Origin of the sequence: Reinekea marinisedimentorum, from assembly GCF_004341165.1 — a bacterium.
In the GTDB taxonomy this organism is placed as follows: Bacteria; Pseudomonadota; Gammaproteobacteria; order Pseudomonadales; family Natronospirillaceae; genus Reinekea; species Reinekea marinisedimentorum.
The window spans coordinates 316,531-343,502 of the sequence record NZ_SLZR01000001.1 but is presented as its reverse complement, the minus strand read 5'-3'; the positions used below and the strand labels follow the sequence as shown (position 1 = coordinate 343,502).

At 53.2% G+C, this 26,972-nt stretch carries 25 protein-coding genes; 9 read left to right on the top strand and 16 right to left on the bottom strand.

Annotated features, from left to right (window positions below; translation table 11 throughout):
* Window positions 1–12: 12 nt before the first annotated feature.
* On the bottom strand, window positions 13–1,026 hold the full coding sequence (gene hemH / locus BCF53_RS01660) for a ferrochelatase (protein WP_132699216.1): 1,014 nt from the start codon (window positions 1,024–1,026) through the stop codon (window positions 13–15).
* 119 nt (window positions 1,027–1,145) lie between these two features.
* On the opposite strand from hemH, the gene BCF53_RS01655 reads away from it, so the two are divergent.
* Together BCF53_RS01655 and BCF53_RS01650 are read left to right on the top strand one after the other, a co-directional pair.
* The gene (locus BCF53_RS01655) at window positions 1,146–4,640 is read left to right on the top strand and encodes a PAS domain-containing hybrid sensor histidine kinase/response regulator (RefSeq protein WP_132699214.1); all 3,495 of its coding nucleotides are present in this window, start codon (window positions 1,146–1,148) and stop codon (window positions 4,638–4,640) included.
* Window positions 4,641–4,783: 143 nt separating this feature from the next.
* The gene (locus BCF53_RS01650; protein ID WP_132699212.1) at window positions 4,784–5,146 is read left to right on the top strand and encodes a hypothetical protein; all 363 of its coding nucleotides are present in this window, start codon (window positions 4,784–4,786) and stop codon (window positions 5,144–5,146) included.
* A gap of 14 nt (window positions 5,147–5,160) precedes the next feature.
* On the opposite strand, the gene BCF53_RS01645 is transcribed toward BCF53_RS01650, so the two are convergent.
* From BCF53_RS01645 to acs, 5 genes are all read right to left on the bottom strand, one after another.
* A complete protein-coding gene (locus tag BCF53_RS01645) occupies window positions 5,161–5,367 on the bottom strand; it encodes a hypothetical protein (protein ID WP_132699210.1) in 207 nt (68 codons plus the stop codon).
* A gap of 232 nt (window positions 5,368–5,599) precedes the next feature.
* Window positions 5,600–6,256, bottom strand: coding sequence for a response regulator transcription factor (locus tag BCF53_RS01640; protein ID WP_132699208.1), 657 nt, complete (start codon window positions 6,254–6,256; stop codon window positions 5,600–5,602).
* A 177-nt stretch (window positions 6,257–6,433) separates the two neighbouring features.
* Complete coding sequence (locus BCF53_RS01635; RefSeq protein WP_132699206.1) at window positions 6,434–7,672, bottom strand: cystathionine gamma-synthase family protein; 1,239 nt, start codon at window positions 7,670–7,672, stop codon at window positions 6,434–6,436.
* A gap of 6 nt (window positions 7,673–7,678) precedes the next feature.
* Entirely contained in the window at window positions 7,679–8,230 is a 552-nt protein-coding gene (locus BCF53_RS01630) for a DUF2058 domain-containing protein (RefSeq protein WP_132699204.1), read from the bottom strand.
* A 216-nt stretch (window positions 8,231–8,446) separates the two neighbouring features.
* Window positions 8,447–10,390: an acetate--CoA ligase gene (gene acs / locus BCF53_RS01625; protein WP_132699202.1), complete on the bottom strand. Its 1,944-nt coding sequence runs from the start codon at window positions 10,388–10,390 to the stop codon at window positions 8,447–8,449.
* Between the two features lie 184 nt (window positions 10,391–10,574).
* On the opposite strand from acs, the gene BCF53_RS01620 reads away from it, so the two are divergent.
* Window positions 10,575–11,030 (top strand): C40 family peptidase, encoded by a 456-nt coding sequence (locus BCF53_RS01620; protein ID WP_132699200.1) that lies wholly within the window; start codon window positions 10,575–10,577, stop codon window positions 11,028–11,030.
* A 17-nt stretch (window positions 11,031–11,047) separates the two neighbouring features.
* On the opposite strand, the gene BCF53_RS01615 is transcribed toward BCF53_RS01620, so the two are convergent.
* The 3 genes from BCF53_RS01615 to glnK form a co-directional block, all read right to left on the bottom strand.
* A complete protein-coding gene (locus BCF53_RS01615) occupies window positions 11,048–11,884 on the bottom strand; it encodes an LEA/WHy family protein (protein ID WP_132699198.1) in 837 nt (278 codons plus the stop codon).
* Between the two features lie 144 nt (window positions 11,885–12,028).
* Complete coding sequence (locus BCF53_RS01610) at window positions 12,029–13,249, bottom strand: ammonium transporter (protein WP_132699196.1); 1,221 nt, start codon at window positions 13,247–13,249, stop codon at window positions 12,029–12,031.
* Between the two features lie 33 nt (window positions 13,250–13,282).
* Window positions 13,283–13,621: a P-II family nitrogen regulator gene (gene glnK / locus BCF53_RS01605; RefSeq protein ID WP_132699194.1), complete on the bottom strand. Its 339-nt coding sequence runs from the start codon at window positions 13,619–13,621 to the stop codon at window positions 13,283–13,285.
* Window positions 13,622–14,157: 536 nt separating this feature from the next.
* On the opposite strand from glnK, the gene BCF53_RS01600 reads away from it, so the two are divergent.
* Window positions 14,158–15,387 (top strand): TsoY family (seleno)protein, encoded by a 1,230-nt coding sequence (locus tag BCF53_RS01600; RefSeq protein WP_132699192.1) that lies wholly within the window; start codon window positions 14,158–14,160, stop codon window positions 15,385–15,387.
* A gap of 60 nt (window positions 15,388–15,447) precedes the next feature.
* On the opposite strand, the gene fbaA is transcribed toward BCF53_RS01600, so the two are convergent.
* Both fbaA and BCF53_RS01590 read right to left on the bottom strand, forming a co-directional pair.
* Window positions 15,448–16,524, bottom strand: a complete 1,077-nt coding sequence (gene fbaA, locus BCF53_RS01595; RefSeq protein ID WP_132699190.1) for a class II fructose-bisphosphate aldolase — start codon at window positions 16,522–16,524, stop codon at window positions 15,448–15,450.
* Between the two features lie 115 nt (window positions 16,525–16,639).
* Window positions 16,640–17,800 (bottom strand): phosphoglycerate kinase, encoded by a 1,161-nt coding sequence (locus tag BCF53_RS01590; protein WP_132699188.1) that lies wholly within the window; start codon window positions 17,798–17,800, stop codon window positions 16,640–16,642.
* A 271-nt stretch (window positions 17,801–18,071) separates the two neighbouring features.
* On the opposite strand from BCF53_RS01590, the gene udk reads away from it, so the two are divergent.
* Window positions 18,072–18,707 carry a uridine kinase gene (gene udk, locus BCF53_RS01585; RefSeq protein WP_132699186.1) on the top strand — a complete coding sequence of 212 codons (636 nt, stop codon included), beginning with the start codon at window positions 18,072–18,074 and terminating at the stop codon, window positions 18,705–18,707.
* A gap of 19 nt (window positions 18,708–18,726) precedes the next feature.
* Here the strand turns inward: udk and BCF53_RS01580 are convergent, their stop codons facing one another.
* Window positions 18,727–20,265, bottom strand: a complete 1,539-nt coding sequence (locus BCF53_RS01580) for a DUF3612 domain-containing protein (protein WP_132699184.1) — start codon at window positions 20,263–20,265, stop codon at window positions 18,727–18,729.
* A 159-nt stretch (window positions 20,266–20,424) separates the two neighbouring features.
* On the opposite strand from BCF53_RS01580, the gene BCF53_RS01575 reads away from it, so the two are divergent.
* The 4 genes from BCF53_RS01575 (at window position 20,425) to BCF53_RS01560 (ending at window position 24,454) form a co-directional block, all read left to right on the top strand.
* The gene (locus tag BCF53_RS01575; RefSeq protein WP_132699182.1) at window positions 20,425–21,009 is read left to right on the top strand and encodes an aldolase/citrate lyase/malate synthase family protein; all 585 of its coding nucleotides are present in this window, start codon (window positions 20,425–20,427) and stop codon (window positions 21,007–21,009) included.
* Between the two features lie 172 nt (window positions 21,010–21,181).
* Window positions 21,182–23,032 carry a M48 family metalloprotease gene (locus BCF53_RS01570; RefSeq protein ID WP_132699180.1) on the top strand — a complete coding sequence of 617 codons (1,851 nt, stop codon included), beginning with the start codon at window positions 21,182–21,184 and terminating at the stop codon, window positions 23,030–23,032.
* Window positions 23,033–23,053: 21 nt separating this feature from the next.
* Window positions 23,054–23,656, top strand: coding sequence for a DUF924 family protein (locus tag BCF53_RS01565; RefSeq protein WP_165901774.1), 603 nt, complete (start codon window positions 23,054–23,056; stop codon window positions 23,654–23,656).
* A 57-nt stretch (window positions 23,657–23,713) separates the two neighbouring features.
* Entirely contained in the window at window positions 23,714–24,454 is a 741-nt protein-coding gene (locus tag BCF53_RS01560) for a DsbA family protein (protein WP_132699176.1), read from the top strand.
* Between the two features lie 56 nt (window positions 24,455–24,510).
* On the opposite strand, the gene BCF53_RS01555 is transcribed toward BCF53_RS01560, so the two are convergent.
* From BCF53_RS01555 to radC, 4 genes are all read right to left on the bottom strand, one after another.
* Window positions 24,511–25,278, bottom strand: a complete 768-nt coding sequence (locus BCF53_RS01555; protein WP_132699174.1) for a lysophospholipid acyltransferase family protein — start codon at window positions 25,276–25,278, stop codon at window positions 24,511–24,513.
* A gap of 208 nt (window positions 25,279–25,486) precedes the next feature.
* Window positions 25,487–25,645, bottom strand: a complete 159-nt coding sequence (gene rpmG, locus BCF53_RS01550; RefSeq protein WP_132699172.1) for a 50S ribosomal protein L33 — start codon at window positions 25,643–25,645, stop codon at window positions 25,487–25,489.
* Between the two features lie 11 nt (window positions 25,646–25,656).
* Entirely contained in the window at window positions 25,657–25,893 is a 237-nt protein-coding gene (gene rpmB / locus BCF53_RS01545; protein WP_132699170.1) for a 50S ribosomal protein L28, read from the bottom strand.
* Window positions 25,894–26,209: 316 nt separating this feature from the next.
* Window positions 26,210–26,884 carry a RadC family protein gene (gene radC / locus BCF53_RS01540; protein ID WP_132699168.1) on the bottom strand — a complete coding sequence of 225 codons (675 nt, stop codon included), beginning with the start codon at window positions 26,882–26,884 and terminating at the stop codon, window positions 26,210–26,212.
* Between the last annotated feature and the right edge of the window lie 88 nt (window positions 26,885–26,972).

Genomic DNA, 26,972 nt, shown 5'->3' with positions numbered 1-26,972 from the left:
CTAAGTTCACATTCAATCAAGCCAACCGGCTAATTCCTCTGTTACTACTGTATTCATAACATCAAGGCCTTCGGCACTGTCATTCAGGCAGGGCAGCACATCGCACGCTTTACCGCCGGCCGCTATAAAGTCTCCCTTGCCTTCAATGGCGATCTCCTCCAGCGTTTCAATACAGTCGGCCACGAAGCCGGGGGTCAACACCAGAATGTTGTTCACGCCCTTGGCAGGCAGCGATTCAAGCACTTCGGCGGTATAGGGCTGCAGCCAGGTAGCCGGGCCAAAGCGGCTCTGGAAGGTCACCATCACCTCATCTCCGGTTTTACCCAACGCCTCGGCCAGCAAGCGGCCGGTGACCATGCACTGGCAATAATAGGGGTCGCCATCTTCCAGCGATTTCTCCGGCAGGCCGTGGAAGGACAACAGTATTTTGTCCGGCTGTGACTGTTTTTCCTCTATGTGTTGAACAACCTGGGCCTTCAGGGCTTCGATATAGGCAGGGTGCTTATACCAGGGGGCGGCGATACGCACACTCGGTTGCCAGACCTGTTTTTTAAGGTAACGAAACACCTCGTCAACCACGGTTGCATTGGTGGTCGCAGAATATTGTGGGTACAACGGTACCACCAGAATACGATCGCACCCGGCCTTCTGCATCTCTGCCATTTTTTTGTCGATTGCCGGCTCACCGTAGCGCATGGCGAATTCGACCACTGCACCGGATTTAGCGGCAGCAATGCCTTTGGTCAGTTGCTCGGTGTAGTAACGCAGCGGTGACTGATTGTCTTCCTTGCGCCAGATCTTGCTGTAGGCGGCAAGTGATTTCTTCGGTCGCACATTCAGGATGACCAGGTTCAGCAAAGGCAGCCAGAGAAGGCGCGGTAGGGTTACTACCCGAGAGTCGGATAGAAACTGGCGCAGGTAGCGGCGTACACTCGGCACCGTGAGCTGATCGGGCGTACCAAGGTTAACCAACAAAACACCAACCTTGCCGGTTGAAACTTCAGGGTGATTTACAGGTTTATTCATAGTGATTCATCTTTTCTAATTTGACTGCTAGTGTAACAAAAGTTATCAAAACTACCCGAGCCATTCACCCATCGCATTAAAGCAATAATAACAACCGGCAATCGGAGTGCATTTAAACTATGAATCCATGGGTTCTATTCGTCTTTGCCATCCTGTACTTCTTCCTGCTGTTCGGGATCGCCCTCTATGGCGATTCCCGCTCCGGCAAGAATATGACCGCGCCAGCGCGCCACATCATCTATTCGCTGGCACTGGCGGTCTATTGCTCAAGCTGGACCTTCTACGGCGCTGTAGGCTCTGCGGCAAACGGCGGCTGGTCATTTCTGCCAATCTATCTGGGGCCCTTTCTGGTATTCGTGTTTGGGTACCCACTCATCCATAAGATGATCCGGGTTGGCAAGCGGCAAAATACCACCTCCATCGCCGACTTTCTGTCTTCGCGCTACAGCAAAAAGAAGGGCATTGCGCTCATTGCGACCATGATCTGTACCGTCGCCGGCATCCCCTACATTGCGCTGCAGCTGAAGGCCGTAACCAACTCCATTCTGGTGTTGTCAGCGGCCTCCAATACCAACTTCCCGCTGCTGAACACCAGCCTGACGGTGGCGGCGCTGATGGTGGTATTTGCCATCCTGTTTGGCACCCGCCAGGTCGATGCCAGCCGTCACCACCACGGCATGATGCTGACCATCGCCTTTGAATCGCTGGTAAAGCTGGCAGCGCTGGTGGTGCTGGCAGCCTATGTGATTTTCGTTTTCTACAGCGGTCCGGCGGAGTTCCGCAGTGAGCTGATCGCAACCAACCGGTTTATCTGGCAGGGCGTCGATTTAAGCTTCCTGACCCAGCTGCTGCTGGCTTCCGGTGCCATTCTGGTATTGCCCCGTCAGTTCCACGTTATGGTGGTTGAAAGCATCAACCACCAGCACCTGAAGACCGCACGCTGGCTGTTTCCGGCTTATCTGATCATCGTCAGCCTGGCGGTGTTACCGATCACCGCGGCCGGTCTGCGGCTGTTTCAGGGTAGCGGTGTGGATGCAGATACCTTCGTGCTGCTGTTACCGCAGGTAACCGGCCAGACCTGGCTCAGCATTCTGGTCTTTATTGGTGGCTTTTCCGCCTCTATGGCGATGATCGTAATCACCACACTGACCCTCTCCACCATGCTGAGCAACGATGCGCTGTTGCCCTTTGTTATTAACCGGCGGCTATCGGCGGACCAGAATGTTCTCGGCCCGTGGCTGCTGGCGATGCGCCGCTTCATTATTGGCGTCGTCATCTTTCTGGCCTGGAGCTACAACGCACTGTTCAGCGAAAGCGAAGCCTTATCGGCCACCGGCCTGCTGGCCTTTTCTCTGGTCGTACAACTGATCCCCGCGCTCATCGGTGGCCTTTATTGGCGTAAGGCGCATGCCAGCGGGGCCTATGCCGGCATGATCAGCGGCAGCCTGGTCTGGTTCTGGACGCTGCTGGTGCCGTTGCTGGCGCGCGATGGCCTGATCCCCATGAGCCTGCTGGAAAACGGACCACTGGGCGTAGGCTGGCTGCGGCCGGAACACCTGCTTGGCTTTCAATTCAGCGACCCGCTGTCACACGGGGTGTTTTTCAGTCTGGCCGCGAACTGCTTTTTCTTTGTTCGCTTTTCCCGACAGGCCAACGCCAGCCTGACCGACCAGCTTCAGGCATCGGCCTATGTGTTACCCGACAACCACGGACAGAAGGAAGATGTTCATTACAAAAAGCCCAATGTGCGGGCCAGCGAGCTGGTCAGTGTACTGGAGCGCTTTGCCGGCATGGCGCAAACCAAGCAGTGGATCGGTGATTTCGAGCGGGTTCATCACGTCCATATTCACGCCAGTGACCTGCCCTCGCCAGATTTCATCCGCTACATCGAACGCAAGCTCTCCGGTGTGATCGGTGCCAGCTCGGCCCGGGCGATGATGCATTCGGCGCTGGCCGGCCGCAAGCTGCACCTGGAGGATGTGGTTAACTTCTTTGATGAAACCACCCAGGCGATCCATTTTAACCAGCAGGTGCTGTCGTCGACGCTGGAGAATCTGGACAACGGTGTCTCGGTGATCGACCGCGAACAAAAGCTGGTTGCCTGGAACCGCAAGTACCTGGAAATGTACCAGTATCCAAAGGACATGATCCGGGTTGGCAGCTCGATCGAAGAGCTGATCCGCTATAACGCCGAACGTGGCGAGTGCGGGCCCGGCGAGGTCGAAGATCATGTGCGCAAACGCATGACCCACCTGCGCATGGGCACGGCACACCGCTTTATCCGTATGCGCAGCAATGGTCGTGTGACCGAAATACGCGGGAATCCGTTACCCGGCGGCGGCTTTGTGGCCACCTTTAATGACATCACCGAGTACGTTCATGCTCAGGATGAACTGCGTGAAGCCAAGGCCAACCTGGAACAGCGGGTGGAAGAGCGCACCGAGGAAGTCCGCAAGATCAACAAGGAGCTGCGCGAGGAAATCAACGAGCGAGAACGCGCGGAGTCGATGATTCTCGATGCCAAAAACGAGGCTGAACTGGCCAATGAAAGCAAAACCCGCTTCCTGGCCCTGGCCAGTCACGACATTCTGCAGCCGCTGAATGCGGCACGGCTCTATAACACTGCGTTGCTGGAAAAGTACGCAGAGGACGACATCCTGCCAAAGCTGGAGAGCTCACTGCGTACCACCGAAGAGCTGATCTCCACCCTGCTGGAAATTGCCAAGCTCGATGGCAACCCGCAGAACCCAATTATCGAACCGGTAGAGCTTTCCTCGATCTTTCAGTCGATCATGGATGAGTTCTCTGCCGTGGCCGAAGAGAAGAGCCTGCGCTTACTGGTACGGCCAACGGACATCATTGTCAGCAGCGAAAGCCGGCCACTGCGGCGCATCATTCAGAACCTGGTGTCCAATGCTATTAAGTACACGCGCAGCGGTGGGGTATTGCTGGCGGCACGCAAACGCGGCGGCCAGGTAGTCATTCAAATCTGGGATACAGGGCTGGGTATTGAAGCCGATGATCTGGAACGCATATTCCTCGACTTCAACCGGCTGGATCAGCACCGCCAGGAAGCTCAGGGCGTCGGCCTGGGCTTGAGTGTGGTCAGCCGGATCAGCCAGTATCTGCATCATCCAATCCGCGTGCAATCCACCCCTGGTAAAGGCTCCTGCTTTGAGCTCTCGGTGCCTGTGTCGGCGGTTCAGAAGATTGCCGCTCCACAGAAGGCCGTAAAAACCGGCATTAAGAAGAATCAGCTGAACCTGACCATCCTGGTCATCGATAACGATCAGCAGAATATTGATGCCCTGACCACGCTTTTAACCGGCTGGGGCTGCGCCGTTGCCTCGGCGACGACGCGGGAAGCGGCAGTCTGCCAGCCGCAACCCGATGTCCTGATCATCGACTACCATCTTGGTGAAACACTGACCGGCTTTACACTCTATGCAGAACTGAAAGAGGTTTGGCAGTGCGAGGTGCCGGCCATTCTGGTGACGGCCCATGCCGAATCGGATATTAAACAATCGGCTTCAAAGGCCGGAATGGGCTATCTGGCGAAACCGGTCAAGCCGAGTGCCTTGCGGGCGTTGATCAAATCGCACAACAGCCCGTAGTCCAATCATGAATTAAGGAGATAGCCTGCTGAAATGTGAAATAGCTCCGCAAAGTACAACATCGGAGATTAAACTGAGAAACAGTCGGCTGTTTCTGTGTTAATTTCTGCATAAAGTCATACTGGTTAGATTAGAGAATCGTCATGCTAAGAAGAAAATTGACCGACATTCCCGGCCACATGTTACTGAACCCTCAGCATGTGCGAAAAGGAATGAAATGGGATTGCGATTACAACGTCGCCATTTGGTTGCGCTTTAAAAAGCTCAGTCAGGGCTACGTGGAAATCTTCCTGCACTGGCATGACGATAATGGCGAGCATGCGATCAGTGTCGACCGCAGCAGCATCTCCTCCAGCTCGGTTCTGTTGTCCGGTATTGCCCATCTGAAAATGACCGGCAAGCTCACCAGTATGAGCCTGCAATCGCAGTCAGATAACAACAGCTTCACCGTCGATGAGCTATTTGTGCAGCCTGCCCGATCAACGTCAGCGAAAAAACAGGCCTAAGCTTAACTCCCGGTCTAACCGGGAATCGCCACAACATCTGTCAGAATGGGTGGCGCATTGTCTTCGTAATCAAACTCCGCAACCCCGCGATCGGTAACCAATTCGGCCAGACTCTGTGGCATATCCTCAAAATTCAAACCGGTTGAACGGTTTAAATGCTGCAATGCCAGCTCTGGTTTAACATCATAAAGGCGAATTACATTCCCGTGCTTCTTCGACATCTCGGGCTCCGACAGTAGGTTACTTTACCTACAGAATTTGCCAAAACCGTGCCAATCACTTTTGAATCAGGTTGTTTTCTATGCAGGCGCTGAAAGCCATAAGCCATGCAGGTTTCAGAGACTTGCGAGTGGGGCGTGAAATAATAAATGCGATCCAGTCGGATCTAAAAAGCACGATCACGACGGGAAGTGACCAAATTGGTCACTTACCAGGCCGAAAATCAGCAATCGTTTAAACGGTAATGGGCGGGTCGACGTGCAGCTTATTGGCCATGATCACGGCCTGGGTGCGGTTAAGCACATTCAGCTTGCGGAAGATGGCAGTTACGTGCGCCTTAACGGTCGCTTCAGAGATATCCAGATCGTAAGCAATCTGTTTGTTCAGACGCCCAACCTGCAGGTGACGCAGTACCCGCAGCTGCTGATCGGTTAGCTCATTGATCCGGGTGGCGATATCAGAAAGCTCCGTATCCACTTCGTCATCACCCTCGGGCCAGTACTCTTCGCCTTCGAGAACATCTTTTACGGCGTGCACGATGGTATCGGCGGCCAGTGATTTTGATATGAAACCGGCAGCGCCGCAGGCCCGTGCCTTGGAAACTACCGTTGGGTCATCGTTGCCCGAGATCACCAGCACCGCCAGTGCCGGGTAGAGCTTTCTCAGCTCCAGCAGACCCAGAAAGCCATCGTTACCGGGCAGATGTAAATCCAGCAGAACCAGATCGATACCCTCTGACTCATAGAGGATCTTCAGCGCATCTTCCAGTGACGCAGCAAAACTCACCTGGCCTGGGCCCGACAGATTCAGCTCGGCAGGCTTTTGCGTTAACGAAAGCTTGAGCGCATCGCGAAACAGAGGGTGGTCATCAACTATTAAAACTCGATCCACTGACTTATTCCTTACTGTTATTGTTTTGTGAATTCATCTGTCGATACTGCTGTGCCCCTTGCCGGCCGGATTCCATCCATGCCCGCAAGGTTAACAACCAACGATTGTCTACCTTTCGACTGCGGCTGTCACCACTGCAAAAGGAGGAAGCCGTGGTGTCTGCACGGCCTTTGGTAACTAGAGCCTGTCGAGTGCTTCAGAGAACGCCGTCAGCAGGTCATCTGTATCTTCAATGCCGATGGAACAACGAATCATACGGTCACCAATACCAAGCTTAGCCCGATTCTCCGCGCCCATCTCAAAAAAGATGGTACTGGCCATTGGCAGCGCCAGCGTACGGTTGTCGCCGAGGTGGGTGGCGTTGATGATCAGGTCGATATCATCCAGCAGGGCAGCACAATCGAAGCCCTCTGCAAGATCAAAGCTCAGGATAGAGCCATAAGACTTGAACAGCTCTGTCGCCGTTTGGTGTTGCGGGTGAGCCGCGAGCCCCGGGTAATACACCCTTGCAACCTTCGGATGTGCCGCCAGCAATTCAGCCAGCGCCAGCGCATTCGAATTTGACCGGTCCATCCGCAGTGCCATGGTTTCCGCACCGACGGCAATCTGAAAGGCCGCATCAGAACTCAGCGAGGCACCCATATCGCGCAGTGACTTCTTCTTGATTTGCGTCAGCGCCCATTTTTTCGGGTCGCCCTTTTTATAGCCAGCAAAGATGTGCGGGTATGTTTCCCAATTGAACAGGCCGGTATCGGTAACCGAACCGCCCAGCACCGTGCCGTGACCACAAAAGTACTTCGACAGGCTGTTCATCACCAGTGAGGCCTTCACCGCCTTTGGCCGGAACAGGTAAGGGGAGGTAATGGTGTTATCGACAAAGTAAACAATACCCTGCGATTCGCACCAGTCACCAATGGCGGCCAGGTCGGCAACCTGCGTACCCGGGTTAGCAATGGTTTCGGTGTACACCATACGGGTGTTTTCCTGCTTGGCAGCAGCCACGGCTGCAACATCGGTGGTATCGACAAACGAAACCTCAATGCCGAAGCCTTCCATTGTTTTAATCAGGCTGTGGGTATTACCAAACAGGTACTGACTGGTAATCAGGTGATCACCGGCTTTGAGCATGGAGAAAAACACCGCACTGATGGCGGCCATGCCGGTGGCGAAAACCAGTGTCCCGACACCCTGCTCAGCCTGAGTAATCATAGACTGCAGCGATTCGGTTGTCGGTGTCGCCTGACGGGCATACACCTGCCCGGTGGCCACGCCCTGAAACACGTCGACCAGATCCTGAGTGCTCTGGTAGCCATAAGGCACGCTGTTGTATACCGGTGCGTGAACCGGACCATCTGTAAAACCCTGCAACCGATCGTGATGAACGATCCGGCTGGTAAAACCCTTAGCTTGGCTCATGAATACTCACCACATTAAATCATCTGGGATAACGAAGTCTTTATACGGATCGTCTTCATCCGGTTCGTCTGCTTTGCGGGTGTCTGCGATAAACAGGATGCTGGCCTCGGAGCGTTCGGCAATCTTATCCGCCACCTGACGGGTGACGACAAAGAACTTCTCATCGACCGTGGCGATCGCCAACCGGCCTTTAGCCAAATCGGCCTGAATCTGTTCGGTGACATATACCGCTTTCACCTTGTTATCGAAGCGGTCTGCAAAGTTAAAGCGAACCTCGCCGTTGCCACAATCAACCTTTGCACGATCGACCATCTGGCGCACCTGCGCCAGAATGGCTTTTTCTTCGGCCGCCTTCTGACGCTGTAAATTTAACTGGCGATCTTTTTCAGCCTTTTCTTTGCGGGCCTTTTCGGCCGCAACTTTGGCTTCATCTTCAGATTCATTCTTATGCTTACGCGCCTGCTTATCCTGCTTGCGCTTCATAGCCTTATCTTTCTGAACCTGTTTTTTATCGGCCAGGCCCAGGCCGAGAAGCTGGTCAGCAATAGATTTCGACATGCTTTTACCCTTAAAAAACGATGGCTAATTGAAGCACATTCAAATAAAGGGGAAAAGGCGATATACCGGCTATCGGCAAACGAGCGATGTTAACAGGGCTGTGCCTGATGGGGATAACAGAGGAAATTAAAGGTTCGCCGCCACGCGCCGAACCCCAGGATCTGATAGAGCAAGCGGATGCCTCAGGTCAAACTGCGGCATCCGCTTGCAACGCTCTTACTGGTTCATCCGTTCGTCAATCAACACATCAACAACCGAAGGGTCAGCCAGGGTGGATGTATCGCCCAGCGAGTCGTACTCGTTGGCGGCAATCTTGCGCAGAATACGGCGCATGATCTTACCGGAGCGGGTTTTCGGCAAGCCATCGGCCCACTGGATTAAATCTGGTGTGGCGATCGGGCCAATCTCCTGTCTCAGCCAGGCTTTTAGCTCAGCGGTGAGTTCATCACTCGGGTAAATACCGGCCATTGGGCTGACATAAATGTAGATGCCCTGGCCTTTAATATCATGCGGGTAACCCACCACGGCGGCCTCGGAAACCGCCGGGTGCGCCACCAGCGCGCTTTCGATTTCTGCCGTACCCAGTCGGTGCCCGGAAACATTGAGCACATCGTCGACCCGGCCGGTGATCCAGTAATAGCCGTCTTCATCACGACGCGCGCCATCGCCGCTGAAGTAGGTGCCTTCATAGGTGCTGAAATAGGTTTGAATAAAACGTTCGTGATCGCCATACACCGAACGCATCTGCCCGGGCCAGCTATCGAGCATGACTAGGTTGCCTTCAACCGCACCTTCCAGAATACGCCCCTGGTTATCCACCAGCGCCGGACAAACCCCGAAGAAAGGCCGCGTGGCCGAGCCGGGTTTCAACTCGGTCGCACCCGGCAACGGCGTAATCAGAATGCCGCCGGTTTCGGTTTGCCACCAGGTATCCATGATCGGGCATTTTTCGTTGCCAAAGGCTTTGTAGAACCACTCCCAGGCTTCCGGGTTAATCGGCTCGCCTACCGAGCCGAGCAGCTGCAGGGAGGACAGATCGACACCGGCGGTGGCTTCATCGCCCTTGGCCATCAGCGCACGGATCGCGGTTGGCGCGGTGTAAAGGATGTTCACCTTGTGCTTTTCCACCACCTGCGCGAAGCGCGCGGCGGTTGGGTAGGTTGGTACACCTTCAAACATCAGGGTGATGGCACCGTTCGCCAGTGGCCCGTAAATGATATAGCTGTGGCCGGTCACCCAGCCGACATCGGCGGTACACCAGTAAACATCGCCGTCCTGATAGTCGAAGATGTACTCATGGGTCATCGAGGCATACACCAGATAACCACCGGTGGTGTGCAGCACGCCCTTTGGCTTGCCGGTCGAACCGGAGGTATAGAGGATAAACAGCGGGTCTTCTGCGTTCATCGGTTCGCACGGGCAGTCCGCCTCTACCGTGGCACTGCGCTCGTGATACCAAACATCGCGGCCTTCGTTGAACTGCACGGGCTGAGCGGTATGCTGCACCACCAGCACATGCTGCACGCACTGGGTGCCGTCTTTTTCCAGGGCTTTATCAACGTTGTCTTTCAACGCGACCGACTTGGCACCGCGCAAGCCTTCATCGGCGGTGATGACGATGGACGATCCACAGTCTTCGATCCTGCCAGCCAATGCATCGGGTGAAAAGCCACCAAAGACCACCGAATGAATCGCGCCGATGCGGGCACAGGCCAGCATGGCGTAAGCCGCTTCCGGGATCATCGGCATGTAGATGGTAATGCGGTCACCCTTCTTTGCGCCCATCGATTTCAGAACATTGGCCATGCGGCAGACGTGCTCATGCAGCTGCCGATAGCTGATGTGCTGGTCAACCGAAGGGTCATCCCCCTCAAAGATAATGGCGGTTTGATCGCCGCGTGTTTCCAGGTGGCGATCAATGCAGTTGTAGGCAACGTTTAACTCACCATCGGCAAACCAGCGAATGCGGTGATTGGATTTATCGAAGCTGACATCCTTCACCTGGCTGTACGGCTTAAACCAATCCAGGCGCTGGCCATGCTCGGCCCAAAAGCCTTCGTTGTCGTCCATAGAACGCTGGTACATTTCCAGGTATTGCTCGTTATTAACCTTTGCTCTTTGCTGAATATTTGCCGGTACTGGGTATAGATCTGAACTCATGCTGACCCCTGTTATTTTTATGTGGGATTGATGAATCTATTTTGGAAGAGGTCGCTTTTTTCTCAATGAGACCTTAGTCTCTTAGACGGAAGTCTTGGCCGCGCGGGAACAAAAACACAGCAGAAGACAGGCGCAAACCAAAGACATCTGCTATTAATTATTCAACTTTTTACCTGGCGGGCTGATGCGGTTTTTTATTCTTTGCACCATCGTATTACTGATCAATGGCTGTGCCTCGATGCAGAGCACAACGGTTAGCACCGAGCGGCCGGGCGGGCAACAGGCCCCGCTGGTTGAGGTGTATTCCAGATATCAGGGCGTGCCCTACCAATACGGTGGCATGGATGAAAACGGCTTTGACTGCTCCGGTTTTATCAAGTTGACCTACTGGGAAGCCTTTCAGCAAACGATACCGCGAACTACCGAGCAGCAGGTAAAACACGGTGAGCCGATACGGCGTGACCAGCTGAGTGCCGGTGATGTGGTGTTCTTTCAAACCAGCAGCAAACAGCTGCATGCCGGTATATATCTGGGCGACAACACCTTTATTCATGCGTCCACCTCGAAGGGTGTTATCCGCTCCAGTCTCGACAACATCTACTGGAAGCGGCACTACCTGAAGGCCCGCCGCTTCCTTTAGTAGCCTGGTTTACTGGCCTAGTTCAGCACCTTAAGCAGCGCCTGATTCAGGTCGGGCAGGGCAATATCGAGATCCGGGCTGTACCAGTCGCCGGACCAATCCATCTGCAGTGCATCTGACCACTGATTGCTCTTCAGGCTGTTGAAAACGGAGATTCCGGCCTGCAGCAGAGACAGTTCCAGCTCCACTTTCTGCTCGCTGGTGCCGCCTGCGGCCAGCGTCTGATCGGCCAGGCGCAGGTTAGCCAGTGATGATCCATTTTTTGCCAAATCAACGTTCCAGTCTTCAGTAACTACGGAGAACACGTTGGGGTTTTCCACATCGAAGGTCAGCGCCATGGTGATGGCCGTCAGCGAAACGCCCGTCACCGACCAGTCTGTCATGCGCAGGGTGGGCAGCTTAGGAACCGGCACGGAAAACTCGCTCTGCCAGTCGAGGGTTTTGCTGCCGAGCAGTGGCACATCCAGCTCCGGCTTCATCATCAGGGTAAAGTTGGCCTGACCACTGTCATAGGAGGATCGGGCCTGACTGAGCAGCTCGCTGAAGATCAGGTTCCAGTCCAGATCAACACTGATAGCCTTCTTCGCCGATAAGCCCGATACCGCGCCACCATCCAGCGCCAGCCATTCCTTACCATCCAGCCACAGCTCGGCATTAAGCGCGGAAACAGGGATGCTGTATGGGTTCGGGTTGTAAATAGATATTTCTGAACTGCCTGCGATGTTATCGAAGGTGAGTCCTTTGAAGCTTGTCGATTCGTAACTGAAAGACGGGTTTTGATAGACATCGTTCATCGACAGATTGGAACAGCCGGCCAGCAGGCCAATGGCGGTCAGAAGCAGAAGGTTTTTCATTCTGAAGTCCCTTGATAAATGAGACTTAAGAGTGGCAAATGGACAGCGAACGGTCAATTCCGCTGGCACTAAAAAAGGGTGCCGAGGCACCCTTTAGATTTTGACTCTTTTGCGCGGAGCTGATCGCCCCGCTTAATTATGCGATTAGCCCTTGTTGAATTCTGGGTATGCTTCCATACCACATTCAGACAGGTCGACACCTTCGTACTCTTCTTCTTCAGAGACGCGGATGCCCATAACAGCTTTCAGGATCGCCCAAACAATCAGGGAAGCACCGAATACCCAGATGAAGATAGTCAAGGCACCAACGATTTGGCCCATGAAGGTAGCGCCGTCGTTAGTCACTGGTACCAGCAACAGACCCAGCAGACCACACACACCGTGTACGGAGATAGCACCAACCGGGTCATCAATCTTCAGTTTATCCAGTGTCAGGATAGAGAATACAACCAGAACACCACCGATTGCGCCCCAGATTGAAGCCAGCAGAGGAGTTGGTGTATCCGGACCTGCAGTAATGACAACCAGACCAGCCAGTGCGCCGTTCAGGATCATCGTCAGGTCAGCTTTCTTGAACAGGATGCGTGCAACGATCATCGCAGCAATGGCACCGGCAGCCGCAGCGGCGTTGGTGTTCAGAAATACGATCGCAACCGCGTTCGCTGTATCAACGGTAGAGGTCTGCAGAACAGAACCGCCGTTGAAGCCGAACCAACCCAGCCACAGGATGAACGTACCCAGTGTCGCCATTGGCAGATTTGCACCCGGAATCGCGTTGATTTCACCGTTTTTGCCATATTTGCCTTTACGGGCACCCAGCAGAATAACACCAGCCAGTGCAGCAGACGCACCTGCCAGGTGAACGATACCGGAACCCGCGAAGTCAACCATGCTCAGTTCGAACATACCGAACACAGGGTTACCACCCCAGGTCCAGCTGCCTTCCATTGGGTAGATGAAGCCGGTCATCACAACGGCAAACGCCAGGAATGCCCACAACTTCATGCGCTCAGCAACAGCACCAGAAACGATCGACATTGCAGTCGCTACGAAGACAACCTGGAAGAAGAAGTCAGAAGATGGTGCGTAGTACCAGTCATCTGCAGAGCCGGTTACACCGGTTTCCATGATGCCACTCAGGAAGTAGCCACCGCCGTACATGATCGCGTAACCGCAAACCAGGTACATGAAACATGCAATCGCGAACAACGCGAAGTTCTTAGCCAGAATTTCCGTGGTGTTCTTAGAGCGAACCAAACCAGCTTCCAGCATGGCAAAGCCCGCTGCCATCCACATGACCAGTGCACCACACACCAGGAAATAGAAGGTGTCGAGCGCATAACTTAATTCAAATACTTCGTTCATGATTTTATTTTCTCCGGTTAAGAATCCGATGAATTAAATAGCTTCGTCGCCGGCTTCACCGGTACGAATTCGAACAGCTTGCTCAAGAGGTGTGACAAAAATTTTGCCGTCACCGATTTTGCCAGTATTCGCTGCTTTAGAGATTGCTTCGATGGTTTGATCCAAAACACCGTCAGCAATTGCGACTTCAACCTTAACTTTCGGCAAAAAATCAACCACGTACTCGGCACCGCGGTAAAGTTCGGTATGACCCTTTTGACGACCAAAACCCTTAACCTCGGTGACAGTGATACCCTGCACGCCGATCTCAGAAAGCGCTTCGCGGACATCGTCCAGCTTGAAAGGCTTAATAATGGCGGAAACTAATTTCATGTTGTTGGCTCCACGTTAGTTCAACCTGAATCGCGTTAGGAAGAAGCTGATTCCTGTTTAGGCTTGGACAGCTTTTCTGTTTCGATTCGTTAAGCCAATTTAAAAGCAGTTTAAACCAGGCTTTTGAATTGGCAGTTAATGCGCTGGCAGGTGCCTCATGAGCACGCCGCTAAGTCTTAATGCACAATGATGCGTTGTTAATAGCGAAGGCTATGCCAACTTTAATAAACGCATAAAAACGCCAACTTGCAGCCTGTTTTCTCGAATTCGGAAGTAGGGTGCCGCACCAAATCGGGTCGGCGCACACTTTAAGTGCGCGATAAGTGATCTGTTATTGAGCATCAAATCGACACACTGCCAATTGTAAAGGTTAGCTATAAGCTGTGAAAAAATAACCTTGCGACGAAGATACCGGCAACCGGGATAACTCTCTGGCGGCAACCACAATCAATAATTAGAAATAACTAATATACAGCTTGCACCGAGTGCTTTTTCCGCTATATTAGAAAACACTAATAAATAGCGAGGCTGCTGCCATGTTTTCCAAGTTACGAACTCCAACCGCCGAAGGCTACTCGCCTTTATTCTTTTTATCTGCACTGGGTGCAGGTGGTTTATCGGTCAGCTTTTTCATGTATCTGATGTTCTGGGTACCGCATCCGAACAGCCCGATCCCAACCTTTAGCCATGTCGCTGCGCTGTTGACCAACGGCCCCCTGTGGCTGCAGATTAGCGCCGTTTTGGCCATCATTGGCATCCTCTGGTTCGGGATAACGCACTTCCGTTTACTGGCGTGGAACCTGAAGTCACTTGCCCGATTCAAACAGACCGGTGCCTTTCGTAATCTGAAAGCCTCCAACGGCGAGACCCAATTGATGGCAATTCCCCTGACTTTAGGCATGACGGTGAATGTCGCGTTTATTTTTGGTGCGGTATTTGTGCCCGGATTGTGGTCGGTCAAAGAGTTTCTGTTTCCGGGTGCGTTATTAGCCTTCGGCGCTATCGGCTGGCTGGCATTTCGCACCTATCTGGACTTCTTCTCTCGGGTTCTGGCGGAAGGTGGATTTGACTGCACCAAAAACAACAACCTGTCGCAGATTCTACCGGCCTTCGCGTTTGCCATGATTGGTGTTGGTTTTGCGGCCTCTGCTGCAATGAGTAGCCTGGCAGTGACGGTCGTGCTCGGCATGATCGGTGCGATCTTCTTCTTTGTCACCGCAATCATTCTGGCGGTGATCAAGCTGGTTCTGGGCTTTCGGGCCATGTTTGAACACGGTGCTGCCGCTGAAGGGCTGCCAACGCTGTTGGTCATGATTCCAATCATGACACTGGTGGGTATTGGCTTGCTGCGCATTGATCACGGCACCCACGCCCTAGAGGGCTACGCGCACGGCTCAGCCAACTTCCTGTGGCTCACCGCACTCGTAGGCATACAGGCGATGTTCGCGATTCTTGGCCTGGCGGTGAAAAAGCGCATGAAGTACTTTGAAACCTTTGTTTACGGTGAAGCAAAGTCACCGGCGTCTTTCGCACTGATATGCCCAGGCGTCGCCGGGTTTGTTCTGGGCGCATTCTGGATTAATGCCGGTCTGTTACCGGTGATGCCGGCGGATGTGTTCAGCAAATTCGATATTGCCTACTTTGTACTCTACATCCCGCTGATCTACCTGCAGTACAAGACCATACGGGTCTTTGGGTTGCTGAACCGCAAACTGCTGAGTGGTGGCGATCACTCTGAAATTGCACCCCAACATAACGCCGCCTGAAACAGGCAGGCACAAAAAACCGGGCAAGCGCCCGGTTTTTTATATTAGCTGTGCAGCCAATTAGTTACGGTCGATCGCATTCAGCTCAGTGAACGCCTGCTCTAAACGAGCAACCATGCTTTCTTGTGCTTTACGCAGCCAAACACGTGGGTCGTAGTACTTCTTGTTTGGCGAGTCTTCGCCTTCAGGGTTACCGATCTGGCCCTGCAGGTAAGCTTGCTTGTCGTTGTAGTACTCAAGAATACCGTTCCAGTTTGCCCACTGAGTGTCCGTATCGATGTTCATCTTAACAACACCGTAACCGATTGACTCTTTGATCTCTTCCGGTGAAGAACCTGAACCACCGTGGAATACAAACGTCAGTCCGTTCTCAGGCAGACCGAATTTCTCAGAGCAGTACGCCTGAGAGTCACGCAGGATAGTAGGCTTCAGCTTAACGTTACCTGGCTTGTATACGCCGTGAACGTTACCGAAAGAAGCAGCAATCGTGAAGCGAGGAGAAACAGCGTTCAGCACTTCATAAGCGCGGGCAACTTCTTCTGGCTTGGTGTACAGATCAGCCTGATCAACATCGCTGTTGTCTACGCCGTCTTCTTCACCACCGGTGATACCCAGTTCGATCTCGATGGTCATGCCCATCTTGTCCATACGCTTCAGGTATTCAGCACAGATTTCCAGGTTTTCTTCCAGTGGCTCTTCAGACAGATCAAGCATGTGAGAAGAGAACAAAGGCTTACCAGTCTGAGCAAAGTGCTCTTCACCGGCTTCCAGTAGTCCGTCGATCCATGGCAGCAGTTTCTTAGCAGCGTGGTCGGTGTGCAGAACAACAGGAATGCCATAAGCTTCAGCCAGAGCGTGAACGTACTTAGCACCCGCAACCGCACCGCGGATCTGATTTTCCTGACCTTCACCTTTCAGGCCTTTACCAGCCATGAATGCTGCGCCGCCGTTAGAGAACTGAATGAAAACAGGCGATTTTACTTTCGCTGCTGCTTCCATAACACCATTAATCGTGTCTGTGTTCACTACGTTAACCGCTGGAAGAGCGAATTTTTCTTCCTTACAGATTTCGAACAGCTTTTGCAGATCGTCGCCGGATACAACACCTGGCTTGATTACGTCTAAAACTTTAGTCATGGGGATACCCTTTTAAATTTGAGAGGGGGAGGCTCCGGCCAGTATCAGGCGGCTAATCCTGATCAGGCCGGCAAATACAAAAAACCCCAACCATTATAGCCGGGGCTTGAGCAAATTACTTAGCGCGTTCTTCCAGCATTGCTACAGCAGGCAGAACCTTGCCTTCTACGAATTCAAGGAACGCACCACCGCCGGTAGAGATGTAAGATACATCCGCTTTGATACCGAACTTGTCGATTGCTGCCAGGGTGTCACCACCGCCCGCAACAGAGAAGCCTTCAGAGGCTGCAATTGCTTCAGAAATACCTTTGGTGCCGGCTTCGAAGTTTTTGAATTCGAATACGCCAACCGGGCCATTCCACAGGATAGTCTTAGCACCTTTCAGGATTTCAGCCAGGGCTGCAGTTGAATCCGGACCCAGGTCGAAGATCATGTCGTCGTCCTGAACGTCAGCAACGTTCTTGATTTCAGCTTCAGCGTTTTCATCGAAGGCTTTTGCACAGGCAACATCGGTTGCCACAGGAATCGCACACTCGTCCATCAGCTTCTTAGCAGTCTCAACCAGGTCTGCTTCATACAGAGACTTACCTACATTGTGGCCAGCCGCTGCGATGAAGGTGTTGGCAATACCGCCGCCCACAACCAGCTGGTCAGCAATTTTAGACAGTGACTCAAGAACAGTCAGCTTAGTAGAAACCTTAGAACCACCAACGATAGCAACCATTGGACGTGCAGGCTTGTCCATGGCTTTACCCAGTGCGTCCAGCTCGTTCGCCAGCAGAGGGCCAGCACAGGCAATCGGTGCAAACATGCCCACACCGTGTGTAGAGGCCTGAGCGCGGTGAGCCGTGCCGAATGCATCCATTACAAAGATGTCACACAGGGCAGCGTACTTCTTAGACAGGTCTTCTTCGTTCTTTTTCTCGCCTTTGTTAAAGCGGACGTTTTCCAGAACAACCAGTTCGCCGGTGTTCAGTTCCAGACCGTCCAGGTAGTCTTTAGCCAGTTTAACTTCGCAATCAAGAGCATCGTTCAGGTAGTTAACGACAGGCTGCAGAGAAAACTCTTCTGCATACTCACCTTCCGTCGGACGACCTAAGTGAGAAGTAACCATAACTTTCGCGCCAGCGTCAATGCAGTGCTTGATCGTTGGCAGAGATGCAAGAATACGGGCATCGGAAGTTACTTTGCCATCCTTAACAGGAACGTTTAGGTCGGCACGGATGAATACGCGCTTACCTGCCAGGTCTAGGTCAGTCATCTTGATTACAGACATGCTATATCCTTAACAAAATTGTTTTTAGGGAGGATTTAAAATTCGGAACAGTATTGTAGCCACCCGCCAAGTCATTACCACCCATTATGTAGTTTTATTACAAATTCGTTGATTAATGTCAGCGAACATTACAGCGACAAAAGTGACCAAAAACACTAGAATAGCCGCCCAATGAAAAATCTCCTGCCTGAAACAAGAACTACCGGTGTTTTAACGACTGCCGGCGCATGGCTGCAACCTGTTTTTGGCCCTGATCTGACTTGGACACACTATGAAAACTAAGCCTCTGTTTATTGGTATTGCCGGCGCATCTGCCTCGGGTAAAAGCCTGCTTTCTAAAACCATACATATGGAGCTGCAATACGAGCTGGGTGAAGACGCCGTCGGCATCATCAAGGAAGACAGCTACTACAAAGAGCGCAACGACATCCCCTTTGAAGAGCGCGCGCAAATCAACTACGACCACCCCAACGCCTTTGATCATGATCTGCTGATTGAGCACCTCGATGCGCTCGCCAGCAAACAGGAGATCTCGGTACCGGTTTACGACTATACGATGCACAACCGCTCGCCGGAAACAGTCGCCATGAAACCGGCCAAGGTGATCATCGTTGAGGGGATTCTGCTGCTGAATGACAAAAACATCCGCAAGCGTATGGACGCCAAGGTATTTATGGATACTGACCTCGACATCTGCCTGCTGCGCCGCCTGAAGCGCGACATTGAAGAGCGCGGCCGTACCGTTGATTCGGTCATCGAACAGTACAAGCGTACCGTGCGGCCGATGTTCATGGAGTTTGTGCAGCCGTCCAAGCAGTACGCCGATATTATCGTGCCTCGCGGCGGCAAAAACCGCGTGGTGATCGAAATGCTCAAAGCCAGAATCCAGCAAATGCTGATCGGCTAGTGGTATTTCTGTTACAAAATTACATAGTTATTTTATCTTTTTGGCAATTGCAGTGCGGTGTGCGCGGGCAGGCACTGCCTTTGGTGCAAATCAGCTGAGCGGGTTGCTCAGCCCCGCGTTCAATCCAGTTGATGTTCAGAATCCGGCCGATCCGGCTTAAATCTGAGCGAATAGCGCGTGAAATGCCGGTAACCCCACCGGCTTTCAGACAGGCGTTTTTCAGGTCGTCCACGATCGCCCCTGCATCCATACCCTGGGCCGCCAGCGCCGGGATCAAATCCACCCCGGCGCAGAGTACATGATGGTTGCCGGCCATATCGGCAACCCGAATCGACTCACAGCAATAAAGCCGCCATTCCTCCTGCACCTGCAGCAGCGATATCTGCGCCGTAGAGCTGTCGCCCGGCTGATCAATCTTGCGGAATACCGCCCATTGTGGGCAGGCATCGTCCACCGCGCGCATGTTGCCCCAGGGCAATGGAATGCCGTTGCCGCGATACACCGCTTTCAGGCGGCCCGGCGCATAGGCATCGAAATAGTGCCAGTGACTGTAGGGTGAAACCGCAGTCATGCGGCGCATTGCAACCGAGGCCGAAACCCCGGCCTGTTTATGTACGTCAATCTCATAGCCGGAGCGGTCGAGCAGCTGGCGGTATGCGGTCTTCGGGCACAACAGGGCACCGGCAAAAAAGCTGGCTTCAAAGCTGCGCCAGGCGGTGAGAATTTTCTGGGCGTTAATATCCGGCGCGGTCGCCTGCAGATGCCCCTTCTTGTCGAAGGTGGCGGCATGGCCACCGCCTACGGCCTTAACAATCTGAAAACCATCACGGCTATGCAGCACGCAATGGCCAATATGCACCGCCAGTTCGTATTTCAGCCGGGTTGGGAAGGCATTGAGGTTTTCGTTCAGGTACAGGTGACCGGGCGGCTCCAAATAGGAGGTGACGATGTTTTTGGAGTACACACCCAACTCATCGATGGCCCCCTGCGGCGGACGGCGGAACCAATGTACCTTCAGGCCCTGCTGGGCGGCGATGGCGAGCAGCTCTTCGACACTCAACGGCATGCGCTTGCCGCCAATCTCCTCGGCGGCGCGCTCCAGATCCGGAAAGTGGTTCTGATGATGCTCCTGGTAGGCTCGAATCAGCAGCTGGGCAAACTGCCGCCCGGAAACCCCGGCCTGAGACAGCAGCTCGGGGATGGCAATCTGCAGAATATCGTTCGAGAACAGGAAGCTGGGCTCCAGCGGCATACCGGAAACACCGCCCTGGGTGGCATTCTTCACCGGTGACAGGTCTTCATTACCGGGCTCGTCATCGAGAAACCATTCCGGTTCCTTCTGAAAAACCGCCGCGATGACTTCCAGCATGTTCAGACTGGGCACCCGTTTACCGCGTTCAATCATCGACAGGTACGAAACCGAGGGTGCCGACTCCGGGTCCACCCGAACGCAACGGGCAGATAAATCCTCCATGGTCAGGTTGTTGCGCTTGCGCAGGTTCCGGACTTTGGTGCCCAGGAAGTGCGATTGGCGAATCAGGCTTTTATTTATTTTCATTGTTATAAACCCCGACGGTAAAACCGCCGTTTTGTAAAATTCACAGTGTGAAATTTCTATTGTGAAATTGTAGTCGAACTTACCCTAAGATTTCTTTCATACAAAGGCCTATTCAACAGGCGCGACAAAAACCGAATTGACAGAGTGAGTATAAGACCGATGACAGCTTTAACTGCACAGCCATTTGAATCCGGCTTCGATAACTTCATCGAAGAAGAAGCAACCCTGATCCATTCCCTGAATACGGCACGCATCCGCCAGATGATGGCTTACTCCAAGCGCTTTCTGGATGAGGCCATTCCACTCAAGCGTGGCTCGCACAAGGATGTTAAAAGCTACATCGTTTACTACCAGCACCTGCTGGCCTTTTTTGACGATGGCAGCCAAAGCGGCTTGCAGGACCCGCAGCAATTTGTCGCCTTCAGCGGCTCCAAAGAAAAGCCGGAATCGCTGGTATTCAAGAACGATCAGGGCTTTCATGTTGAGCTGATCATCAACCCGAGGGGTAAGCGGGGCTGTATCGACCATGCCCACATCGATGACATTCAGGTAGAAACCACCGGTGCCGAGATGCAACGGGTCAGCATTGCGGCCAACGACGCAACCGGCCACCACCACTGGTTCAGCATGGTTCGCGGTGATTCGCACATTACCATGAACACCGAAGGCAAGCCTGAAATCCACTGTATTCATAAGGCCAAAGACTTCCGCGCCAAAGACGGCAGCGACTATCATATCGACTGATCATTGCCCTGTTATGGGTGCGCCAACCGGCGCACCCGCTGACAGCTTGTCCCAGGTCTCAATTCCCAACATCCCACACCACTTTGCTTGCTAAAACCGAGAGCAGTTCCTGAATTCACAGTTAGATTGTTATAGCTTGTGGCCGCGAACGTCTATTTATCAGGGTTTTACTATGGAGCATGTGCGTTATCACCTGGTTTTCCAGAGCTTTAAGGAAGGCATCAACAAGACTGAGGCCTGCTTCCTGCTGAAATCAGCGCTGAGCCTCAGTGACCGCCAGGTCGCCGAAATGATGGCAAACCGCCGCTGTGTGCTGAAGAGCAACCTGGCCAGGGAAGAGGCGATCAAACTGGGCCGGCTATTAAGCCAGAAGGGCCTGAACCTGAAGGCTGAAGCACTGGCCACGCACCAGAAAAGCAGCCCGGACGATCTTAAAAAGCAACTCCGCGAGGGCGGGCTTGAGCAGTTCTTTGCCAGCCGCTTCCGGCACACCGAAGACGAGTTTGATACCATTCTGAGCCTCGGGGTTTTGGCAGCACTTCCCGCTCTTACCTACATTATTCTGCCGCTGATCGGGCTGCTGCTACTGTTACCGCTGATCTCTGTCAGCACCTGGAGCCAGCAACCGCTCGCGGCGCTGCTGCAACTGCTGTTCAGCCTGCTGCTGTTTGTGCCGGCGATAATCCTGCTGCCCAAAAATCAGCCGCCACAAGGGCTGGAGGTTGACCCGGAAACGGAGGAGCTTCTCTACCAACTGCTTCAGGGCCTACAGGTTTATCTGGCTGCACCGGCCATCAGGAAGGTGACCTTTGTCGACCGCCCGGTCATCGCCATCAACCAATCGCCTAAGCAATGGCTACTGCGCCGGTGTACGTTGGTGATTGGCTTGCCAATGCTGGAAGCGCTGACCCTGCATCAGTTGATTGGCATGCTTGCCCTTGAACTGTCGCCGGTGTCGAAAAACCTCTACCAGAGAACCTGGGGCTTCTTCCTGCTATGGCGCAGCGCAGTAAAGCAACGCAATGAGAGCTGGGCCGGCCTGCTCGATAACTGGGTGACGCCTATTGCCAGGCACCAGAATGAGCGTGCCCTGGCAATTGCCGGTCAGCTGGTCGGCTTTGAGCAAAAGGCCACACTGATCGAAGCGCAGAAAACATTGTCGCTCGTTCACAACGACTGGCCGGACTTTTCCGACTATTGCCGGCAGCTCAACGCAAAGCCGGTGTGGCAGAAGTTCATTAAAACGGTTGCCGTCACAGATGACTCCGGCAGTGCGCAAACCAGCTTGCGCTTCAATGCTCCGGCACTGTGGGTGCTGTCGACCACAGAGGGCTATCAGAAAGCGATCGGCCGCGATCAGCACGCCGCCAAGTTCACGATCGCAGCGTCCAGCCTGTGGCAACATTTTCAGCACTACATTCAGCGCCGCGAGTTGTTTTTCCGGCTGGGCATAGAACCGCTCAGCCTGATGCCAACAAAGCCCGGCAGAAAAGGGCATGGCAAGAACGCCCACAAGCTGAATCAGCAGGCAGGAAAAATCCTCGACTGCCAATATGACAAAATATCGGTGGCACTGGGCATCTCCAAGGATGCGCCGTGCGACTTAAAAGCAGAAACCCTGATCTGGCAGCAGCTGAGCGCACCCTTCTGGCCAGCCGCGGCAGAGACAGACAAGCTCTTCCCGACGGCCCGGACCGCTTATCAGGCAATCCAGCTGTTACTGCAAATGCAGCAATGGCTGAAGGCTGGCCGACTGTCAGGGCCGAAACAAACACTGCGCAACCGGCAACTGTCAGCGCTGCAGCAAAACTTCAGCAGCCTGTGCCAGAAGCTGCAGCCAATGCCTGTACTGGGTGGCAACACCAGAAGCTTTGCCGATCAGCTCAACCACGCAGCCGTCCGCAGAATTGATGACCCGCTGTCTGCGCAGGAAATCTCACAAAACCTGAACCCTTGGCTAAACTTGCTAACTGTGTACTGGATTACAGTATCTGGCCGGTTACTAAACGCCGAACCTGAATAGACGAATAGGGTGGACATACAGGTGACAGAAGCTTCTATATGGAATGAAGTGCTTGATTACTGGTTTAACGACCAGTCACTCACGCAAAAACAAAGGACGCAACGCTGGTTTGACAGCAATGAAGAAACCGATGCTGAAATCCGGCAGAAATTCCTCATTGCACATTCGCAACTGACAACCGGTTCCATTCATTTTGATGAAACCAGCGGTGAGCAGCGGCTTGCGGCGATTGTCCTGATCGATCAATTCAGTCGGAACCTGTACCGCAAGTCAGCCACGGCGTTCGCCTGGGATCACCTGGCCGTGAAATGGGCACAGGAGGGCTGGAAGCTGAGCCAGTTCGATAACCTCAGCGCTGTTGAAAAGGGCTTCAGCCTGATGCCACTGGTGCACTCTGAAGATATAGCGCTGCACGATGACGCCATCGAACGGCTGACCGAGCTCAAAAAGGCCGCTACGGCTATGGACACAATAATTACAGGCTTTCACTCGTCTGCTCTGGAGCATCGCGATATTATCGTCCAGTTCGGTCGCTACCCACACAGAAACGAAGTACTGAATCGACCATCCACTGAAGCTGAACTGGCCTACCTGAACAAAGGAGCCAAAAGATTCGGCCAATAAACCGGAACTTAAGCTTGGGTTATTTATCCAAGCCTAAGATCATAGATTGGAGACTCCATGAAAGCCGTTAAATTTATTCAACCTGTTGCCTTAGCAGCAAGTCTGTTCGCTGCTGCTTCGTTTACTCAGGCTGAAGAATTCAGTAAAAGCGAAATCGAAGAAATAGTGCACCAATACATTCTGGAACACCCGGAAGTGATCGCTGAAGCCATTCATAAACTGCAGCAACGGGCCGAGCAGGAAAAGGCACAAAAAGAAGCCGAATCGCTGCAACAGATGACCGACATGCTGATCAACAACCCGATTGATCCGGTCGGTGGCAACAGCGAAGGCAGCCTCACCATCGTTGAGTTCTTCGATTACAACTGCGGTTACTGCAAACGCGCCAACGACACCCTGCAGGCTTTGATCGCCGATAACCCCGATCTGAAAGTGGTTTACAAGGAATGGCCGATTCTGTCCGAATCATCAGGCACAGCCGCCCGTATCGCCCTGGCTGCCAATCTGGTCTACCCGGAAAAATACGAAGCCCTGCACCGCGCTCTGCTGAGCACGCGCAGCCTCCGCTCAGAGAACGACGTCTGGAAGGTGATCGAGCAACAGCAGCTGGATAGAGCTGCCATTGAAGCCAAGCTGAACGACGAGAGCATTGAGCAGCACATCTCTGAAACCAGCTATCTGGCGCAGCAGTTGGGTATTACCGGCACCCCGGCCTTTGTAGTCGGTGGCCGCATACTCAAAGGCGCCTATCCTCAGGCGGAAATTCAGAAAGCCATCGATGAAGCGAAAGACAGTTAATCTCTTATCGTTAAAATCCAAAAAAGCCTCGTTCTGAGGCTTTTTTTCGTTCAGGGTCAGTGACTGACGGCGCTCGGGTAGTCGAGGTCGTTATCGCACTCGCCGGACGGCGTAATCTGCGCCAGCTTTCCAACCACCAGCTTTTCAGCCTGCGCCATCAGCTCTTCAGCCGGCAGCTTCGATGTCTCGATTGGCGGGTGAATATGCACCTCAACGGTTCCCGGCCGCTTGGTAAAGCGGTCGTTCAGCCAGTACAACCCGGAGTTGTGGGTTACCGGCACGATCACACAATCCGCTTCCTTTGCCAGTACCGCGCCCCCCTTACGGAATGGCAGCGGCTTACCCGGCACACTGCGGGTGCCTTCCGGAAAGATCAGAATAGAGCTGCCCTGGGCAATTCTGCGGCTGCCTTTCTCAATAATCTGCTGCATCGCCTGCTTGCGCTTGCTGCGGTCGATGGCAATCGGCCTGCAGGTCGCATAGGCCCAGCCAAAAAACGGGATCTTCAGTAGACTGGACTTCGCCACCTGCGATTGCGGCCGGAACAGGTGCTGCATGTAGAAGGTCTCCCAGGCGGACTGATGATTTGCCACAATCACACAGGCTTGCTCAGGGATGTTTTCACGACCATAAACCTTAACCTGAATACCCAGAATGGTTCGCGAAAGAAAGTGAACCACCTTTGCCCAGCCGCCAATCACCAGGTGATAACGCAGTGGAAACGGGATCAGATACGCAATGAGACCAAAGAGCACACACCAAAGCAGAGTAAAAGGCACCGCTAAGCAATAAAATACAAAGGTTCGAATCGTTGCCAAAAACATAATAAATCGCGCCCTTTTTAAGCCAATACAGCGAGTTTACCGGATCAGTGAATGTTATCTGCTTCAGAAAGATAAAATAAGACATGCCCAAATGGAAAGGATTAAGGCCCAGGCAAAACCTAAAACCCTGAATAGCAGGCAACAAAAAGCCCGGCAGGCCGGGCTTAGTCATAGGTTCCTTTCAGAACCCTCAGTACAGCAAAATCAATTACTTGATTTTAGCTTCCTTGAAGAGCACGTGCTTACGTGCTTTAGGATCGTACTTTTTGAATTCCAGTTTGTCTGGAGTATTACGCTTGTTCTTATCGGTAGTGTAGAAGTAACCAGTACCGGCAGAACTTACTAGACGAATCTTATCGCGTGGCATAGTTGAACTCCTTAAACTTTTTCACCACGGGCACGCAGGTCTGCTAATACAGACTCGATACCCTTTTTGTCGATGATACGCATTCCTTTAGTGGAAACACGCAGTTTAACGAAGCGCTTTTCACCCTCAACCCAGAAACGGTGAGTGTGTAGGTTCGGCAAGAACCGACGCTTAGTTTTGATCTGTGAGTGGGAAACATTGTTCCCGGTTACAGGACGCTTACCCGTAACTTGGCAAACTTTAGACATTCTCTGTCGCCTCCAATTGTCGGTGACACCGCACTTAACTTAAATAATAAATTCGACCGCAGGATTTCATATTTTAGCGCACTGATGCCGTTTCATTGCCTTGAAAGCCAACGTCTCACCGACTATCTACACTCATTCCGGCGTCGAAACATCGGTTTTGCGTAAGACTAAAACAGCGCTCTATGCCAGAAAATTCGACGAATCGAAGCTCGAGCAAATCAACCTAAAATCTTGGGGACCTGGGGCCCTGATTCAAAGAGGCGCGATTTATACCAGAACGACGCAGCAAGCTCAAGCATAACTGCTGTTTTTTTGGTCAAATAAGTCCTCTTTCAGCAAAACTGACGACTACGCCCTGTCCGACCACCATATGATCCAACAGCCGTACATCGACCACATCCAGCGCCTTGGCAATGCGCTCAGTGATCAACTGGTCTGAACTACTGGGCTCAGCGATGCCGCTGGGGTGGTTGTGAGCCAGAATAACCGCCGCCGCATTACAGCCGAGTGCCGCCTTGACCACTTCTCTGGGGTAAACCGCGGCGCTGTCTATGGTGCCATGAAAGAGCGTTTCAAAGCGAATCACCCGGTGCTGGGCGTCGAGCCAGATGCAGCTGAACTGCTCGCGCGCCAGCCCCTGCATTTGCGCCAACAGAAAATTACGGGTGTCCGCGGGTGAGGTCAGTGCCTTGCGAGACTGCAGTTCACAGCGCAGATAGCGACGGCTCATTTCCAGCACCGCCTGCAGCTGCACGTACTTCGCCGGCCCCAAACCCGGGCCCTCGCAGAATTCCTGCAGGTTTGCCTGAAACAGATGGGCGATATTCTCAAAACGATTGAGAATTTCCTGAGCCAGCCCCACCGCATCCAGGCCGGGTATACCGGTCCGCAGAAAGATTGCCAGCAACTCGGCATCAGACAGCGACTCCGGCCCCTGGTTCAGCAGCTTTTCCCGAGGCCGCAGCTGCTCCGGCCATTCCTTTATCGACATTGTCATTCCCTTTACTATCAAATTTTCAGTTGTGATACTGTGCCCGTCCCGGGCAGTCAGCGCTGCTAGTGCGTTAGCACCATACCAC